General features: G+C 46.9%; 15 protein-coding genes. 11 read left to right on the top strand and 4 right to left on the bottom strand.

Annotated elements, in window-relative coordinates:
• Positions 1–151: 151 nt before the first annotated feature.
• Together QUA10_RS09240 and QUA10_RS09235 are read right to left on the bottom strand one after the other, a co-directional pair.
• Positions 152–3,568: a response regulator gene (locus tag QUA10_RS09240; RefSeq protein ID WP_333082569.1), complete on the bottom strand. Its 3,417-nt coding sequence runs from the start codon at positions 3,566–3,568 to the stop codon at positions 152–154.
• A gap of 120 nt (positions 3,569–3,688) precedes the next feature.
• Positions 3,689–4,120, bottom strand: coding sequence for a response regulator (locus QUA10_RS09235; protein WP_015177949.1), 432 nt, complete (start codon positions 4,118–4,120; stop codon positions 3,689–3,691).
• Positions 4,121–4,520: 400 nt separating this feature from the next.
• Here QUA10_RS09235 and purC point away from each other — a divergent pair, with 400 nt between their 5' ends.
• From purC to QUA10_RS09195, 8 genes are all read left to right on the top strand, one after another.
• Entirely contained in the window at positions 4,521–5,249 is a 729-nt protein-coding gene (gene purC, locus QUA10_RS09230; RefSeq protein WP_333082568.1) for a phosphoribosylaminoimidazolesuccinocarboxamide synthase, read from the top strand.
• Between the two features lie 185 nt (positions 5,250–5,434).
• On the top strand, positions 5,435–7,816 hold the full coding sequence (locus QUA10_RS09225; protein WP_333082567.1) for a BamA/TamA family outer membrane protein: 2,382 nt from the start codon (positions 5,435–5,437) through the stop codon (positions 7,814–7,816).
• Between the two features lie 196 nt (positions 7,817–8,012).
• On the top strand, positions 8,013–8,870 hold the full coding sequence (gene lpxC / locus QUA10_RS09220; protein ID WP_333082566.1) for a UDP-3-O-acyl-N-acetylglucosamine deacetylase: 858 nt from the start codon (positions 8,013–8,015) through the stop codon (positions 8,868–8,870).
• 86 nt (positions 8,871–8,956) lie between these two features.
• Complete coding sequence (gene fabZ / locus QUA10_RS09215; RefSeq protein ID WP_333082565.1) at positions 8,957–9,478, top strand: 3-hydroxyacyl-ACP dehydratase FabZ; 522 nt, start codon at positions 8,957–8,959, stop codon at positions 9,476–9,478.
• Positions 9,479–9,698: 220 nt separating this feature from the next.
• A complete protein-coding gene (gene lpxA, locus QUA10_RS09210; RefSeq protein ID WP_333082564.1) occupies positions 9,699–10,493 on the top strand; it encodes an acyl-ACP--UDP-N-acetylglucosamine O-acyltransferase in 795 nt (264 codons plus the stop codon).
• Between the two features lie 41 nt (positions 10,494–10,534).
• On the top strand, positions 10,535–11,137 hold the full coding sequence (locus QUA10_RS09205; protein WP_333082563.1) for a Uma2 family endonuclease: 603 nt from the start codon (positions 10,535–10,537) through the stop codon (positions 11,135–11,137).
• A gap of 9 nt (positions 11,138–11,146) precedes the next feature.
• Complete coding sequence (gene lpxB / locus QUA10_RS09200) at positions 11,147–12,319, top strand: lipid-A-disaccharide synthase (RefSeq protein WP_333082562.1); 1,173 nt, start codon at positions 11,147–11,149, stop codon at positions 12,317–12,319.
• 136 nt (positions 12,320–12,455) lie between these two features.
• A complete protein-coding gene (locus tag QUA10_RS09195) occupies positions 12,456–13,718 on the top strand; it encodes a DNA cytosine methyltransferase (RefSeq protein WP_333082561.1) in 1,263 nt (420 codons plus the stop codon).
• 72 nt (positions 13,719–13,790) lie between these two features.
• On the opposite strand, the gene QUA10_RS09190 is transcribed toward QUA10_RS09195, so the two are convergent.
• Entirely contained in the window at positions 13,791–13,916 is a 126-nt protein-coding gene (locus QUA10_RS09190; RefSeq protein ID WP_333086225.1) for a hypothetical protein, read from the bottom strand.
• Positions 13,917–14,097: 181 nt separating this feature from the next.
• Between QUA10_RS09190 and QUA10_RS09185 the strand changes: the two genes are divergently transcribed.
• Positions 14,098–14,442: a BON domain-containing protein gene (locus QUA10_RS09185; RefSeq protein ID WP_333082559.1), complete on the top strand. Its 345-nt coding sequence runs from the start codon at positions 14,098–14,100 to the stop codon at positions 14,440–14,442.
• Positions 14,443–14,685: 243 nt separating this feature from the next.
• Positions 14,686–15,057: a DUF4278 domain-containing protein gene (locus QUA10_RS09180; protein ID WP_333082558.1), complete on the top strand. Its 372-nt coding sequence runs from the start codon at positions 14,686–14,688 to the stop codon at positions 15,055–15,057.
• 120 nt (positions 15,058–15,177) lie between these two features.
• Here the strand turns inward: QUA10_RS09180 and QUA10_RS09175 are convergent, their stop codons facing one another.
• On the bottom strand, positions 15,178–17,325 hold the full coding sequence (locus QUA10_RS09175) for an RtcB family protein (RefSeq protein ID WP_333082557.1): 2,148 nt from the start codon (positions 17,323–17,325) through the stop codon (positions 15,178–15,180).
• Positions 17,326–17,387: 62 nt separating this feature from the next.
• Here QUA10_RS09175 and QUA10_RS09170 point away from each other — a divergent pair, with 62 nt between their 5' ends.
• The gene (locus QUA10_RS09170) at positions 17,388–17,531 is read left to right on the top strand and encodes a hypothetical protein (RefSeq protein ID WP_333082556.1); all 144 of its coding nucleotides are present in this window, start codon (positions 17,388–17,390) and stop codon (positions 17,529–17,531) included.
• Positions 17,532–17,562: the final 31 nt, after the last annotated feature.

Here is a 17,562-nt window from a genome sequence, read left to right as displayed (position 1 = left end):
AGAAAGAAACAAAATTTTTCTAGATTTTTTCTATTTAGGATGCACACTCCGTACCGTACCGCTCTATATTCTTAGTCTCTTAGAGAGAAACTTCGTTTTTGTAATGGCGATTTTAATTGCCGACTAGGAGCAACTATGATTGAGTAAGATATTAACCAAGCATTCGCGTTTCCACAAATTCTTGAACCCTGGCTAAATGACTGAACAAACTTACTAATATGTTCTCAACCCTCTCAATATTTAACAATTCCACATCTGGTGATTCAGATTGAAAGCTTCGCGCTTGATGCTCCAATTGTGCGGCCAAATCCGACATCAGAGCAACTCCCACATTAGCAGAAGTTCCTTTGAGACGGTGGGCTTGATATTCCACAGCTTGCCAATCTTTAGCTTCTACGGCTATTTTGGCAGCAGCTACATCAGCTTGCGCGCCTGCCACAAAAGCTTGTAAAAGTCGCTCTGGCAATTTAATATTAACTCGTCCGAGTTGCTCCAATCTGCTCTTGTCGAACAGTCCGTCGTAGTCTATATGTTCCCAAGTTTGATGTGCGATCGCCCTTGGTGTCGGCAGAGCCACAACCTGCGCTGTTTCCATAACTTCTGTATAATTTGTTGCTAATTGAGATTTATTTGCCGAATTTATACTTTTAACTCCATACTTATTGTCACCCTGAACATTTAAGGCTTCATACTTTTTCAGAGCCGCCGCCAAAGCATCTAAATCTACAGGTTTACTGAGATAATCATCCATCCCCGCTGCCAGACACTTTTCTCGTTCCCCCGGCATAGCATGAGCCGTTAAAGCCATCACAAAAGTATGCCGATCTCTTCCTTCAATTTGCCTCAACTTTTGCGCCGTTTTGTAACCATCAAGTATCGGCATTTGACAGTCCATCAGCACTAAATCATAGCTTTTTTTTGCCAGCAAATCCAGCGCTTCTTGACCGTTGACCACGCAGTCAGCTTGATAGCCTAAAACTGCCAACTGTTCCACAAGAACTTGTTGATTGATTGGGTGGTCTTCCGCCACCAAAATCCTTAGCGATGACAGCGAATTGGGAGTAACATATTGAGAATTAACTGGTGGCAACTTGTAAGTATTAGCAGCCTCCACTCTCCCAAAATCTCCCGTTCCCTTCACCGGCGCCTGCAAAGCCTCAAGCAGGCGGCTTGGTCGCACCGGCTCGATCAAATATCCGTTAAAACCTCGACTGCAAAGCGATTCAGCCTTCGGCTGTTCCCGCAAAGCAGTCATGGCGATTAACGAGCCAACTGCCGAGGTCGATCGCACTTTCCTAGCAAATTCCTCCGCATCCAACTCCGGCATTTGCAAGTCCACAAGCACCACATCCCAGCTTTTTCCCCCCTCTCCCGAATACTGAGAAATCCCGCCCTGGGCATTAGGAAACCAATTCCAAGCCTCAGCAGCAGTTTCTGCCTCATCGCAGCGGGCACCCCAACTTTGAGCGAGCGAGCGCACCGCTGCCCTTCTCAAAGCGCTTCCAGAGACTACTAACAGTTTCTTGCCCGCTAGTTCGGGATCATGAGGCTCAACTGGCAACTGTTTTTCCAAAGGTACAGTAAACCAAAAAGTAGCACCACTGCCCAGCAAACTGCGAACTCCAATGTCCCCTCCCATCATCTCCACTAACTGCTTACAAATAGCCAAACCCAAACCCGTCCCGCCGTAAGGTCTAGTAGGAGAATCGTCTACCTGAGAAAAAGATTGGAACAACTTTGTTTGCCCTTCTGCCGAAATTCCAATGCCAGTATCTCGGACGGAAAATAGCAATCTTGCCCCTTGTCTACCCTCTGCCAGTCGGTTGCCTTGTTTCACCGTTACGTGAACTAAAACTTGACCGCGATCCGTAAACTTTATGGCATTACCCGTCAAATTCAGCAAAACTTGCTTCAATCTGCCCGAGTCGCCTACCAACTTTCTGGGCACTGAACTGTCAACTAAAATATTCAATTCAAGACCTTTTTCTTCAGCCAAATGCGCTATAATTTCTATCACAGACTCCACGCAACTATCTAAATCAAAATTAGCCTTTTCCAGCCGCATCTCTCCAGCTTCAATCTTAGAGAAATCGAGAATATCATTAATAACATTTAGCAAATGTTCAGCACTGCGGTAAATCGTCTGAGCACAGCCCCGCTGTTTCTGTTCTAGAGGAGCGCGCAGCATCAATTGAGCCATTGCCAAAACCCCATTCATCGGAGTGCGAATTTCGTGACTCATGTTCGCCAAGAATTGCGACTTCACCCGACTAGCTTCTAAGGCAGTTTCCCGCGCTTCCACCAACTCATTAATCTTGTCGGCAACCATCACAATTCCCCCTACTTTACCGTCTGGATTGTACCAAGGGTGAGCGGCCCAGCGCAGGTAGATAACAGAGCCGTCTGCTCGTTCCCAAGCATCTTCGCTCACAGAAACTACCTTGCCTTGGAGCACTTCTTGGTACATTACTTTCCAGCGATTCGGCGTATCTGGAAACAATTCGTAATGGCTGAGATTATTCAGGGACCGCAAGCCCAAATTAAATTGACTAACCCATTTTTTAGAGTTAGCCATATAGCGCATTTGTGTATCGAACATAGCCATTGCTACAGGCACGCAAGTAATAATTTGTCTCAGTTGCTGCCGTTCCCTTTCCAGAGCATCTTCCGCCTGTTTCCGCTCAGTAATATCGCTAATCATGCCGGCCATTCGCAGCGGTTTTCCTTGGGAATTGCGCTGAGCTTTTCCCTGAGAAGTGCAGTAGCGGTAAACACCGTTCGAGTGCAGCAGCCGAAATTCTACATTGTAGTCTATTTCTTGTTCCAAGTGAGCGGCGATCGCCGCGACAATTCCCTCCTTGTCATCGGGGTGCAGGCGGTTATATAGAGCTTCCATAGTCCTGCCAAATTGCTTGCGCGACAAACCGATAATTTCCAAAAGGCGATCGTTCCAATAAACCTCATTTTTACTTAAATCCCAATCCCAAATTCCGTCGTTCACTCCCTCTAAAACTAACCTGTATCGTTCTTCACTTTCCTTGAGCTTTTGACTAGTATGAAACGCCTGATATTCGGCACGGTAAACGCGCATCGCATTGGATAAGCTGCGGGACAAACTATCGGGAGAAAGCTTGTTTTTAGCGATATAATCTGAAGCTCCTGCCTTCATCAATTCTACAGCAATTTGTTCGTCGCCTTGACCGGTGAGTACAATTAAGGGAACTTTCAGTCCAGCTTCTCGTAGATGTTTTACCAAACTCAGTCCGTCTCCGTCCGGCAATCCGTAGTCGAGGAATACGCAGTCAAATTTGCACTCAAATATTTGATTTAATAGCAGCCCCTGTTCTGTCTCCTCAAGCTCGCTTAAAGGTTGAGATTTATTTTTTTGGGAGTGTTTCGCGGTAGCCTGCGTAGAATTTTTGATGACCGAGAGTTGGACCAGGGCATCCGCGCAGTCTTCTGCCTCAGTAACTTCTGCCGAAACACCAGCGGACTTGAGCGAGCGTTTGATCGCCATTCGATCTACTGCATCGTCATCAACTATCAGAATTGTGAGAATTTTGTCCATAAAAACCGAATTGTGGATTACTCCGAAAAAGCTGCTGTCGAGAAAAAGGCATTCAAACAACTGCATCGCTGAAAAATCATAAAGCCCTCTTGAAAAAAAAAATATTCAAATTTCCCTATTTTAGGGAATTTCGCTCAGCATCCAGTATTTGTTTAGGGTAGCCATCACTTCCACAAAGTTAGAAAAAGTAACAGGTTTAAGAATATAGCCCGCTACATTCAAATTATAAGCTTTTACTTTATCTCTATCTTCATTAGAAGTTGTGAGGACGATTACCGGAATCGACCTCAAACATTCATCCAGTCGCAATTCTTGCAAAAACTCGATCCCGCTCATTCTCGGCATATTCAAGTCCAGCAAAATCAACCGGCGCGCTTTAGGCATGGGAGGATCTATTTTTCCTTCTCCACGTAATATAGCTAGAGCTTCTAATCCATTGGCAGCAATGTAGAGGGGGTTGACGATGTTATTTTTTTTGAAAGCTCGCCGGACGTTCATCACATCAACCTCATCATCTTCTACCAAGAGAATATGAATTTTTTTGTCTTGCATAAATCAGCCATTTTCTAGATGTTTTTTAAGCGCCCGTCTCGTTTGCGAGGTTTTGTCAGCACGGATCGCGAGCCCAGCAGGTTTAATATCTATTGTCCTTTGTCAAGAATCATTTATGCCGGGGTCGATGACAGTATCTACCTGCAGGCGTACTTGCCCGTCATTCGATTTGAGATTTGAGATTTGAGATTTTGGATTGACCCGACGGATAAATGCGGGGGCTTGAGGATTTTAGATTTGAGATTTGGGATTGATTCCACGGATAAATCCGGCGGCTTGTACCATCAAGAAATTCGCTTGTCAGAGCATGAGCGGTGCAGCGGAGATCCAAAAACTCGCCAATAACACCCGATCGAGCTACGGTAAAATCTAAAACTCATCTACATTATTATTAATCGCCATGTCAGCCGATCGCAAACTCTACGAAGGCAAAGCCAAAATCCTCTACTCCACCGAAGACAGCGAAATTTTGCTGACCCACTTCAAAGACGACGCCACAGCCTTTAACGCCCAAAAACGCGGCAGCATCGTCGGCAAAGGCGAAATCAACTGCGCCGTATCTGCCCACCTGTTTCGGATGCTAGAAGCCAAAGGCATTCCCACCCATTTCATCGACACGCCGGCCCCCAATGAAATGCGAGTCTGTCGCGTCCAAATCTTGCCATTGGAAGTCGTAGTCAGAAACATTGCCGCCGGCAGTCTGTGCAAGCAAACGGGACTCGCTCTCGGCACAATAGTCAATCCGCCGCTGGTGGAGTTTTATTACAAAAACGACGATTTGGGAGACCCGCTGCTGACCCGCGACAGGCTGCTGCTAATGCAGCTAGCCACCCCCGAACAAATAGACCAACTAGAAATCGCCGCCCGCGAAATTAACGAAATACTCAAAGAATTTTTCAGCCAGTGCGGCATCACCCTGGTAGACTTCAAACTAGAATTCGGTATCGACCAACATCAAAATCTGATCCTCGCCGACGAAATCAGTCCCGACACCTGCCGCCTCTGGGACAACGCAGAAGCCGACCCCGACGCCCGTGTTATGGACAAAGACCGATTCCGCCGCGACTTAGGATCGGTAGAAACCGCTTACCAGCAAGTTCTCCAACGCGTTCTCGCTCAGAAAGTCTAGAGGCCTTGGTAATGCGCTAGAATTGCACAGTTTGTCACCCTTCTGCTTTCGATGTCAGCAATCAGCGGTCAACAGTCATCAATTAGCGGTCAGCGCGAAATTCCACCGACTTATATAACTAATGACTAATGACTAATGACTAATGACTAATGTGGTGTGTGGATTGCCCAAAAAAGTGAACAAAAATGCGTTTATCTGCTGTATTGGTGGCAGTTTTTACTGCCTCAGCAACATTCGGGTTATCAAATTCTGCTTCCGGCCAAACATCCTACTCTGAATCAGCAGAGGAAGCTTTGGCTGCCGCCCGACCCGCCCCGTTGATCGAATTACCCGATCGCCCCATTCCAGAATTAACCCAAAACCCTCCTCAAAACCGTAAAGCCGCTAAAACCGGCAAAGGGGAAGCCCTAAAAATAGCTCAGGCCCCTGCCAGAGGAGAACCCAACGACCAACCCCCAGATCGAGTCACAGAACCGCCTTCGCCGGTTTCACCTCTGATCCTTCAACTCAAACCCGAGCTAGCATCCAACCCCTCCCCCGCCTCTAGCAGCCAAAACGCCCTGCCAGACGCGCAACAGGACACTTCGCTCCCCCCCGAGGAATCGGCTGTAACGCCCGCCTGGATCGCAGCAGAGCTAGGGAAACCAGAGGAACCAGGGACGATCGCTCAAAACGCCCAAGTTCCGACAATACCGGCCCCGACCAGGCCGCCCGCTAACACCGTTCCCCCATTGCCACCTAGCCCAGCACCGCAGCCGAGACAAACCCCCGCACCCGCCGGGGCGGCAGAACCGCAAGTGCTAGTTGCAGAAGTGACAGTCACCGGGGCGACGGACGACCTGGAAAGCGAAATTTACCGAGTCATCAGCACCCAACCGGGACGCACGACCAACCGCAGCCAACTGCAACAAGACATCAACGCCATTTTTGCCACAGGCTTTTTCAGAAACGTGCGGGCAGTACCGGAAGACACCCCGTTGGGCGTCCGGGTAACTTTTATTGTGCAGCCAAATCCGGTGCTGCGGGGAGTGACAATCACCGGTCAGCAAGTGCTGCCCCAAAGCGTAATTGACGAAAGCTTCCGCGATCAATACGGCAAAATTCTCAACCTTCGCCGCTTTGAAGAGGGAGTGAAAAAAATTAATGCGTGGTATCAAGAGAACGGCTATGTTTTGGGCCAAATCACTGATGCCCCGCAAGTAGCAGACGACGGCACTGTCACCCTGGTAGTGGCAGAAGGCCAGATCGAATCCGTTGATGTCCGCTTCCTGAACAAGGAGGGAGAGGCAACAGATGCCACGGGTCAGCCGATCGGAGGCAACACCCGTCAGTTTGTCATCACCCGCGAAGTAGAACTCAAGCCCGGAGACATCTTTAACCGCACTAAGGCGGAAAGGGATTTGAGACGGGTGTTTGGTTTGGGAATTTTTGAAGACGTGCGACTTGCCTTGGAACCGGGAACGACTGACCCCCGCAAGGCAAGAGTAATTGTCAACGTCATTGAGAAAAATACCGGTTCTCTGGCGGCTGGTGCGGGTTTGAGTTCCGCGACGGGTTTATTCGGTACGCTGAGTTACCAGCAGCAAAACTTGAGAGGTAGGAACCAGAAATTGGGGGCTGAAATACAAATTGGGGAACGCCAAACCCTGTTTGACCTGAGTTTTACCGACCCCTGGATTGCGGGCGATCCTTACCGGACTTCTTATACGATTAATGCGTTTAGAAGACGATCGATCAGCGTGATTTTTGACGGTGGCGAACGGGAAGTTAGATTGCCCAACGACGATCGACCCCGCGTCGTCCGCACCGGTGCCGGTATCAATTTCACCCGTCCCCTGGATCGGAATCCTTTTGCGGATTCTGAGTGGACAGCTTCAGTCGGCTTGCAGTACCAGCGAGTCTCAATTACCGATCGCAAAGGCAGGCGCGAGTCCGAGGACGAACTCGGCAACCTGTTGAGTTTTAGCGATTCGGGCTCGGATGACTTGACAACTTTGCAAGCAGGTGTTGTGCGCGATCGGCGCAACGACCCCCTCCGCCCCACTAGCGGTTCCCTGCTCAGGTTTGGGATGGAACAATCGATTCCTGTAGGTTCCGGCAGCATCCTGTTAAACCGCCTGCGGGCCAGCTACAGCTTGTACCTACCAGTCAAGTACACTAACTTTACCCCCGGCCCTCAAACCCTGGCATTCAGTTTTAGAGGCGGCACCGTATTCGGAGATTTGCCTCCCTACGAAGCCTTTGCCTTGGGGGGCGCCAACTCGGTGCGCGGATACGACGAAGGCGACATGGGAGCCGGCCGCAGTTTCCTAGAAGCCAGCGTTGAGTACCGTTTCCCGATTATTTCGTTTATCGGCGGAGCGCTATTTTTGGATGCTGGCACTGACTTGGGCACGGGCAAAGATGTGCCGGGCGACCCGGCCGGTATCCGCGAAAAGCCCGGTAGCGGTTACGGTTACGGCCTCGGCGTGCGGGTTCAATCTCCTTTAGGGCCGATCCGCATCGATTACGGTATCAACGACACGGGCGACAATCAAATTCACTTTGGAATTGGTGAGCGATTCTAAGTTGACAGTTGACAGTTGGCAGTTGGCAGTTGGCAGTTGGCAGTTGGCAGTTGGCAGTTGACAGTTGACAGTTGGCAGTTGGCAGTTGGCAATTGGCAGTTGACTACTAACTACTAACTACTGACTACTGACTACTGACTACTAACTAATGCCCAATGCCCAATGCCCAATGCCCAATGCCCCATTCCCATAACTAATGACTATTCAACGTACCTTAAAATCTGAATTTGAACTGTCGGGAATCGGTTTGCACAGCGGCGAACAAACTCGCGTCCGAGTTTTGCCTGCGGAGGTTGAGGAAGGCCGCTATTTTGTCAGAATTGACTTGCCCGGTGCTCCGATAATTCCTGCAAAAATTGAGGCGGTTTGCCAGACTGCACTTTCAACAGAACTGGCAGGTATCGATGCTCACATTCGCACTGTAGAGCATCTATTAGCCGCTTTGGCGGGGATGGGAGCGGATAATGCTCGAATTGAGGTTGATGGGCCGGAAGTGCCTCTGCTGGACGGTTCGGCTCAGGTTTGGGTAGAGGCGATCGCCCATACTGGCTTAGTTCCTCAAGAATCGAAGCAAGACCCCACTTCCTCCTTTGTCGTTAGTGAGCCAATTTGGGTGCGCTACGGGGATGCTTTTGCAGCGGCTTTACCGTCAGCCGAAACTCGGTTTAGTTACGGAATTGATTTTGAGGAACAGGCGATCGGCAATCAATGGTACAGTTGGTCGCCAGAGGCAGAAAGTTTTGCGACGGCGATCGCCCCAGCCCGCACTTTTGGACTTGCTCGCCAAGTTGACCAATTGCGACAAGCAGGTTTGATCAAAGGTGGTACCCTAGAGAACGCCCTAGTTTGCGATCGATCCGGCTGGCTCAACCCGCCTTTGAGATTTGCCAACGAACCCGTGCGCCATAAAATCCTAGACCTAGCAGGCGACCTCAGTCTGCTCGGAACTTGGCCAAAAGCTCACTACTTGGCTTACAAAGCCAGTCACAACCTGCACGTCCAACTCGCCCAAGCCCTGAAATCGGAAGCTCTAGCTACCCTAGATAAAAGTTAGGAAAAAACAAGGTGATCTTCTGTTAAGATTGCATCTTCCTTCTGACTTCTGCCTTCTGCCATACCACACTCAAAATTCTTCAAGAAATGTCTACGCTGACTGAAGTTAACACCCTCAATACTGCTAATTCTGAATCCGTCTCCACCAAAAACGGTGAAGATTCTCCAGCGGTTAAATCTACTTTTACTCTCGAAGAAGTTCAGAAATTATTGCCTCATCGCTATCCTTTTGCACTGGTTGACAAGATTGTTGATTACGTGCCGTCCGAGAAGGCTGTAGGAATTAAAAATGTGACTTTCAACGAACCACATTTTCAAGGGCATTTCCCCGGACGGCCGATTATGCCTGGAGTATTAATTGTCGAAGCGATGGCTCAAGTTGGCGGTATTGTTCTGGCTCAGTTGCCCGACATCAAGCAAGGATTGTGGATGTTTACCGGAATTGATCAAGTCAAGTTCCGTCGTCAGGTTGTACCGGGCGATCAGTTGCTGATGACTGTAGAATTGCTGTGGGTAAAACGCCGCCGCTTCGCAAAAATGCAGGCTCTGGCTGTAGTAGACGGACAAAAAGTTTGTGAAGGAGAATTGACGTTTTCGATGGTAGATTAAATTTGGAATTAGTGAGGGCTTGCGGGTAGTTTTGAGTTATGAGTTTTGAATTTAAATTGAAACCGCCAAGCCTTCATTGGAAGGAAGTAATCTTAAAATTAAAAAAAAATCCTTCTTCCCTCTTCCGTATTCCGTCAACATCCATCCGTTAAATCCGTTTAATTCCTTACACTGCGCTTTGCAAAACTTCCTTCCCACTTACCAGCAAAACAACTGACAAATGCTTACTTTGATTCACCCAACTGCTGTGATTCATCCCGGTGCTGAACTTCACCCGACTGTAGAAGTGGGAGCTTATGCTGTAATTGGGGAAAGAGTGAAAATCGGGCCAGATACTAAGATTGGTGCCCATGCAATTATCGACGGGCTAACCGAAATAGGTGCTCGCAATCAAATTTTCCCCGGTGCGGCGATAGGTTTGGAACCTCAAGATTTGAAATACGAGGGTTCTCCGACTAGGGTGAAAATTGGCGACAGCAATCAGATTCGGGAATACGTGACAATTAACCGCGCTACTGGAGCCGGGGAAAGCACGACTATTGGCAATCATAATCTATTGATGGCTTATGTTCATGTGGGACACAATTGCGCGATCGCCGATCGAGTAATTATCGCTAATGCTGTAGCCTTAGCCGGACACGTTAAAATCGAGTCTCAAGCCCGCTTGAGCGGTGTTTTGGGCGTTCACCAGTTTGTCCACATCGGCCGCTTGTCTATGGTGGGCGGCTTGAGCAGGATCGATCGAGACGTACCTCCTTATATGCTAGTCGAGGGGAATCCTTCGAGAGTGCGAGCAATCAACAAAATAGGTCTCGAACGTGCCGGTTTTACAGCAGAAGATTTGCTAGTTTTGAAGAAAACTTTTCGTATTCTCTACCATTCTGGCTACACTCTAAATCAAGCTTTGGAACAGTTGGATTTGTTGCCGGAAAACCCCCACTTGCAGCACCTGCAGAGATTTGTGCAGCAGTCTATAACCAAAGGGCGGCGCGGTTTGATTCCTGGTAAAAAGTGAATCAGGTAGAATAAACCTAGGAACTAAGCGACGGTTGCCCTATGAATGTATATACTTCAGTCAAATCTACATCCCCTGAAACAGAACAAGATGGCTGCATCAGGTTCTCAGATGTGAGTTGGGAGCAATTTGAAGCTATAGAAGCAGCTTTTAAAGATTTCAGAGGTGTGAAATTTTTCTATCTCGATCGACTACTGCAAATTATGACTGTCTCGCCCGAACACGAAATCATCAAGAAAACTCTCTGTATGCTGCTAGAGGCATATATGAGAGCAAATGGGATTCGATTTTACGGCAAGGGCGGGCCGACTTTGGGTAACAGAGAATTGGGCGGTAGAAAAGAGCCGGATGATTCCTATGATATAGGAACCCAAAAAATAGTCCCAGATATTGCTATTGAAGTGGTAATTACCAGTGGTGGAATAAATACTCTAGAATTTTACAAAAGATTGGGCGTTAGGGAAGTCTGGTTTTGGCAAAAGAGTCAGTTATCTCTCTATTACTTAACCGATGAAAATTATCAGGAGATGGCCCGGAGTACATTCCTTCCCGATCTGGACTTAGAATTACTGCTAAGCTGTGCTAATATGCCCGATCAATATGATGCTGTTACTGAGTTATTAGCAAACATCTCACCTGTATAAATTCAGAATATGAAAATTTTTATCAGCACTGGTGAGGTTTCGGGCGATTTGCAAGGATCTTTGTTAATTGCAGCGTTAAAACGTCACGCTGTCGCCGCCGGTTTGGATTTAGAAATAACAGGATTGGGGGGGCCTCGTATGGCGGAAGCGGGTGCTACTATTTTAGGCGATACTGTGGGCATTGGTTCTATGGGTCTGATAGAATCAGTACCGTATATTTGGCCAACGATCAAAGTTCAGCAAAAAGCTAAACAATATCTTCAAAACTTCCGCCCCGATGTTGTTGTATTGATTGATTATTTGACTCCAAATCTCGGTATTGGCAGCTACATCCGCCGCTGTTTGCCTGATTTGCCAGTGGTTTGGTACATCGCACCTCAAGAATGGGTTTGGTCGATTTCTCCTCGCAATACTGATCTGATTGTCAATATTTGCGACCAACTTTTGGCAATTTTCCCCGAAGAAGCTTGTTATTATCAAAAAAAAGGAGCCCAAGTGAGTTGGGTTGGTCATCCTTTGGTGGATAGAATGCAATCTGCGCCCAGCCGGGAAGTTGCCCGCAAAACTTTGGGAATTTTGCCGGAACAGGTGTCGATCGCCCTAATTCCCGCCTCCAGACACCAAGAACTCAAGTACCTGATGCCGGTTATATTTGAGGCAGCTCAAATTATTCAAGCTAAATTGCCGGAAGTTCATTTTTGGATTCCGCTTGCTAACCAAGCTTTCCGCAGCAAAATCGAACAGGCGATCGAGAATTACGGTTTGCGGGCTACTTTGTTAGAAAATCAAACTCTGGAAATATTAGCCGCTGCCGATCTGGCGATTACTAAATCTGGTACTGTTAATCTGGAGTTGGCTTTGCTGGATGTTCCGCAAGTTGTCCTCTATCGCGTCAGTCCAATTACGGCTTGGATTTTTCGCCATGTGCTGAAATTTTCTATTCCTTTTATGTCTCCGCCCAATTTGGTGCAAATGAAGCCGATCGTCCCGGAGTTGCTGCAAGACGAGGCGACTGCGGAAAATATAGTGAATCACGCACTGGAATTGCTGCAAAATGCCGATCGACGCCAGCAAACTTTGGCAGGTTATCGGGAAATGCGCGAAAGTCTCGGAGATGTGGGCGTGTGCGATCGGGCCGCTGCAGAAATCATGAAAAATGTTAAATTAAATACAGCTTCTTAAAGCAATTTTGGTATTGAAAGGTTATGTAGAAACCCGGTTCCTTTGTGGCTGGCTCGTGGACAAACCCACGATTTATTACCAGAAACGCGGTTGATTTCCTTAATTTCTATTAAAGCAACTTTGTTATTGAAATGTTATGCCAAGCAATCGGAAAAAGCGACCGATCGCTGTTGATTTATTTGCAGGCGCGGGCGGCATGACCCTGGGCTTTGAACAAGCAGGGTTTGATGTACTTGCCTCAGTCGAAATCGACCCTATTCACTGCGCCACACACGAGTTTAATTTCCCGCTGTGTTCTATTCTTTGCAAAGATGTCACACAGCTTACGGGTTCAGAAATTCGGAAAAAATCGGCGATCGGGCGGCGCGAGATAGACGTAGTAATCAGCGGTTCGCCCTGTCAAGGATTCTCCATGATGGGCAAGCGCGATGTGGACGACCCGCGAAATTCTCTAATTTTTCACTTTCAGCGCTTAGTTTTGGAGCTAAAACCCAAGTTCTTTGTAATGGAAAATGTGCCAGGAATTGCATCAGGAGAACACAAAGAACTCCTGAATGTTTTAATTAGCTCTTTTCTGAAATGTGGCTATAAAGTAGAAGAAAAATATCAAGTTCTCAACGCTGTTAACTATGGAGTGCCGCAAGCTCGCAAACGATTGTTTTTGATGGGGTGCAAAGAAGGTTATGAGCTACCCAAATACCCTCAGCAAATTACTATACTGCCGAAAATTAAAATTGCTAAACGCTATAAAAAAATTAATTTGCCTGCTGTCCCGACAGTTTGGGATGCGATTGGAGATTTGCCGGAAGTGGAAAAGTACAGCGACTTGCTGTATCGAGATTGGGTGATGGCGGAGTACGGAAAATGCAGCACTTATGGGAGTATAATGCGCGGAATTGATGCTTTGGATGATGATTATTCCTACGATCGCGAGTACGATCGACAAATCCTCTCTGGTAGTTTGCGAACTAAACATTCTCAGGAATGTATAGAAAGGTTTCAGGCGGCTAAACACGGCGAAAAAGAGCCAATCAGCCGTTTTTACAAGCTTCACCCTGACGGAGTTTGCAACACACTCAGGGCCGGAACCGACAGGGCTAGGGGGGCTTATACTTCGCCGAGACCGATTCACCCGATCGCCCCTCGGTGCATTACAGTCAGAGAAGCTGCGCGACTGCATTCCTATCCTGACTGGTTTAGATTTCACGTCACAAAATGGCACGGTTTTCGCCAAGTCGGAAATTCTGTACCACCGCTACTGGCGAAAGCTGTCGCAGCGCAAATTATTAGCGCTTTAGGGGTGACAGCCTTTAAGCCCAGTCTCAAACTGACATGGGGAGATGATTCGTTGCTTAAACTCAATTGGTCGGAAGCAGAACAATATTATCTAAAAAGTTAAGAATTAGATTGACAGCGTATATCCAGGGCTACCTCCAATTAAGCGCGGGTTTAGCGTCCCCTGTATCAGTGATCACACTTCGATTACCCGCACGAGATGTCCCCGGTAGTTAAACAAACCGGGAATGTATTCCGGGGCGCTGTGAAGTTTTTTCAAGGTAAAAGTGGGAACTATTTCGACTACTGGCCTGCAATCCAAGGCGTAGCGTCCTATACATAAAATAGCAAAATCAACATCTGGATATCAGAGGAGATTTGAGATTGTGAAAGTCTGCCGGCAAACATTGTGAAAAATTTCACTGAGTTTTGCAACAATTACAAGTCTTTTGGACTTCTAGAGCTATTGTGTAAAAAGTGTATTTTCAGGAGACTCAACTACTATGGGTTGGTTTAAAAGACTGTTCGGACTCGAAAAGCCTGCACCCCAGGCTGAACCGATGGCACAAGTAGTACAGCAAGCAGCACAAGCGCAATCCATCGCTCCTGCTAAAGTCGGCCCAGACGGAAATTTTGACGAAAGCGGCTTAGCGAAGCGGGTTGCTTTAGCTTTTGACGCCGATGCAGAAGTTGCTGATATCGAGACTGTTTATGTAGCTCAGCTCAGCAGCACGGTTGTTCTCAAAGGTCAAGTTCCTAGTCAGGAAATTCTCGACAAGTTGGTGGCGATCGCCTCTGCTGAAGAAGGTGCCACAAACGTGCAAACCGATCAGGTGACAGTCGGCTAGTTCTTGGGAACCGAAGCAGTCTCGCTCCGGGTGCTGCTCAAATTAGCCAAAAACTCGATTAAACCCGCTGCGGCGGGTTTTTTGTTGCCGTCACCCCCCTCAAAATATTAATTATTGTAAATAAAATTGATTTATCTCAAAAAACAGTATAATTGAATACAGAAACTAAAAAAGTTTTAGCAAAGAAAACCAACCCTGACCTGACTGCCCTTTTTATCTCCATAAATATAAGGATCAAAAAATATGAAACTGACTTATCGCGGTTCAAACTACGAGTACGACATTCCGACAGTTGATATGATCGAAGGCGAAGTCGCGGGCAAATATCGGGGCCAAAACTGGAACTATCGGTATCCGAGACACATTCCCAACCCCAAAAAATACGGTGGCACAAACAATACCAAAAAGCGAGATGCTCAAGCTGGCGATCGGGATGTCGCAGCAGCTCGCGCCTCAGCGAGGGGGGAATATTACCCAACAGTTGTGGAAGTGGCGCAAGTGCATCAAGCGAATATTTGCAATATTCTCGATCGTAGAAAGGAAGCAGCCAAAGCCAAGGGCGATGAAACACTGCTGCGCTTGCTAGAAATTGAGTCGAGACACATGGTGTGTTAGAGAAAAAGCTTCCGAAAACAAAGCGTTTGTCAAGAGGGGGAAATCAACAGCGGCTTGATTTCCCCCCTCTTCCCATAAAGCAATTTTCAGGTAAGTGAAGTACAAATAAACCACTTTCTGTCACCCCTTGACACAAACCACCTGCTTCAGCGTCGCCACAACTTCCACCAAATCCGACTGCTGACTCATCACCTCATCAATCGGCTTATAAGCCCCCGGAATTTCATCTAAAAATTGCTCATCTTTCCGGCACTCAATCCCCTCAGTCTGCCGCACCAAATCATCGAGAGTGAATACATTTTTAGCTTGAGTGCGAGACATCAAGCGCCCTGCGCCGTGACTGCAACTACAGTAACTTTCAGCATTTCCCTTCCCTTTAACAATGAAAGATTTCGCCCCCATCGAACCCGGAATAATCCCGTAATCATCTACATCCGCGCGCACAGCACCCTTGCGAGTCACATACACATCTTCGCCAAAATGCACCTCTTTTTCCGCATAATTGTGGTGGCAATTTACCTCTAATAGCGGCTTGACAGATTTGCCACCCGCGACGTGTTTTTCGACAATCCGCTTAAACCGATTCATCATCACATCGCGATTAAAACGAGCATAATCTTGCGCCCACTGCAAATCGTGCCAGTAATCCGCAAACTCCCGCGTACCCGCTACAAAATAAGCCAAATCTTTGTCAGCCAGATTAATTTCTGCCAGTTTAGCTAAATCTTTAGCCTTCTCGATGTGCTGCTGTGCGAGCAAATTTCCAATGCCGCGAGAACCGGAATGCAGCATCAGCCAAACAAAGTTTTCAGTATCAACGCAAACCTCAATAAAATGATTACCGCCGCCGAGGGAACCCATTTGTTTTAAGGCTTTATTGTTTTGGTGCTGCACGCCTTGATGAAGTTCCTTAAACTCGCCCCATCCTTGCCAGTTGGTGACTGTTTTTTCTACTTCCTTGTTTTCCGCAAATCCCACGGGAATTGCGGCTTCGATATCGAGGCGAATTTGTTTGAGTTTGCCTTCTAATTTGTTGGCAGTGAAAGGCATTTTCACTGCCATCATACCGCAGTTATGGACAAATACTCCCGCTGTTAACGCAAAGTTTCCGTATTCGGGAACTGTTAGGCAATAGACATCTTCCTTTTCAACTAAATGAATAATATCAACTACTTTGTGGTTGTAGCCATGCTGATATTTCCGATGATTGTGAAGCCCGATAGGACTTTTAATTTGAGTTCCACAAGTATCACAAGGGTAAAGCCGATTAGCAATTTCTTTACTCTTTGCTGGACCCTTTTCACTCTGATCGTAGTTAATTAGATACTCCTTTCCTCGTTCGCCATTCCCTGCCACTGACCCTTGGAAGTGTTGGGGATTATTATTCATATACTTAAGGATATTTTTCGTTCCGCGTTCGGCGTAATACCTGTGTCCGTCTGAGGTTTGAGCTTTATTAGCTAGGGCTTGCTTTCTTTTCTGTTCAAATTCCAGGGATTGCCAATAGGTATTTCTATCAACCAATGAGCTGTGATAGGCAGAGTGGTCATTATGACCCATGAATTCTAAATTTTCTGGTCTATTATCTGCGGGATAAAAGTTTTTGTGATGAATCACAGTTCTCTGATTGGGGAAAGATGGTATGTCTCCTAACAAACCACAACGAGCAATCATCCAATGAGCTTTTTGCCATCTACCTGAATAATTTTGCTGTACTAAGGTATACCCATCCTTATCTAGTTTGGAATAAAAGGGCATCAATGACGTTCCAGTTGTCAAATCCCGCGCTTCTTGGTATTCACCATTCCGCAACATGAATTGATGATCGGGAGTGCATTTGATTTCTTCTCCATTATCTAGTACCACTTTAACCAGTTCGGCATTGTTTCTAGTTAATTTGGCTGTAGCCTTAGCAGCAACAATTCGGCCTGTTTCTGTACAGGAGTAGATAAAAAATTCTTTTTGGCTCCTAGCCAGTTCCCCGATCGCATAAGATTTGCCATCAACTAGAGGAATTTGTGTATCATCAGTAAAGCAACCAATATCAACCCCCACAGCAGCCGGAATAATCGCTTCTTTTGTGGCAATTACTGAACCGACTAAAGCACCTTTTCCTAAATGTACATCGGGCATTAGTGCGACGTGTTTGAATACAAAGGGCAAAGATGCTACGTTTGCGGTCATCTTGGTTTCTTTTTCGCCCAAGGCGTGATTTGCCCAAGATAAAACTGGCTTTGGGGTTGAGATGTCTAATTTTTCGTAGGGCATTTTTATTGAGATTTATTTTGCTTAGTGTTGTGTAGTATATATTGTAGTATAAATGATTTATAATGTCAAATTCACCTTACTGGCTGATTTTATTAGGGCGCGTCAGCTTAACATCAATTGCAGCACCGATATTGTTGGTAAATCCGACACTCCGACAGGGAATGAATTCCCTGTCTCATAGCGAAAGTCCTCTGAAAGAAAACTGAAATCGATCGCACTTCCAGTCAAAATCTACAG

The organism is Microcoleus sp. Pol8_D6 (genome assembly GCF_036700965.1).
In the GTDB taxonomy this organism is placed as follows: Bacteria; Cyanobacteriota; Cyanobacteriia; order Cyanobacteriales; family Microcoleaceae; genus Microcoleus.
Note: the sequence above shows the minus strand (reverse complement) of the source record. Positions and strands in the feature narration are given on the sequence as shown.

Coding starts and splice junctions, on each gene's coding strand:
- QUA10_RS09205 (WP_333082563.1), top strand. CDS start 10,535: ATGAATGTATATACTTCAGTCAAATCTACATCCCCTGAAACAGAACAA.
- lpxA (WP_333082564.1), top strand. CDS start 9,699: ATGCTTACTTTGATTCACCCAACTGCTGTGATTCATCCCGGTGCTGAA.
- QUA10_RS09235 (WP_015177949.1), bottom strand. CDS start 4,120: ATGCAAGACAAAAAAATTCATATTCTCTTGGTAGAAGATGATGAGGTT.
- QUA10_RS09180 (WP_333082558.1), top strand. CDS start 14,686: ATGAAACTGACTTATCGCGGTTCAAACTACGAGTACGACATTCCGACA.
- QUA10_RS09225 (WP_333082567.1), top strand. CDS start 5,435: ATGCGTTTATCTGCTGTATTGGTGGCAGTTTTTACTGCCTCAGCAACA.
- QUA10_RS09195 (WP_333082561.1), top strand. CDS start 12,456: ATGCCAAGCAATCGGAAAAAGCGACCGATCGCTGTTGATTTATTTGCA.
- QUA10_RS09240 (WP_333082569.1), bottom strand. CDS start 3,568: ATGGACAAAATTCTCACAATTCTGATAGTTGATGACGATGCAGTAGAT.
- QUA10_RS09185 (WP_333082559.1), top strand. CDS start 14,098: ATGGGTTGGTTTAAAAGACTGTTCGGACTCGAAAAGCCTGCACCCCAG.
- QUA10_RS09175 (WP_333082557.1), bottom strand. CDS start 17,325: ATGCCCTACGAAAAATTAGACATCTCAACCCCAAAGCCAGTTTTATCT.
- QUA10_RS09170 (WP_333082556.1), top strand. CDS start 17,388: ATGTCAAATTCACCTTACTGGCTGATTTTATTAGGGCGCGTCAGCTTA.
- purC (WP_333082568.1), top strand. CDS start 4,521: ATGTCAGCCGATCGCAAACTCTACGAAGGCAAAGCCAAAATCCTCTAC.
- lpxB (WP_333082562.1), top strand. CDS start 11,147: ATGAAAATTTTTATCAGCACTGGTGAGGTTTCGGGCGATTTGCAAGGA.
- lpxC (WP_333082566.1), top strand. CDS start 8,013: ATGACTATTCAACGTACCTTAAAATCTGAATTTGAACTGTCGGGAATC.
- fabZ (WP_333082565.1), top strand. CDS start 8,957: ATGTCTACGCTGACTGAAGTTAACACCCTCAATACTGCTAATTCTGAA.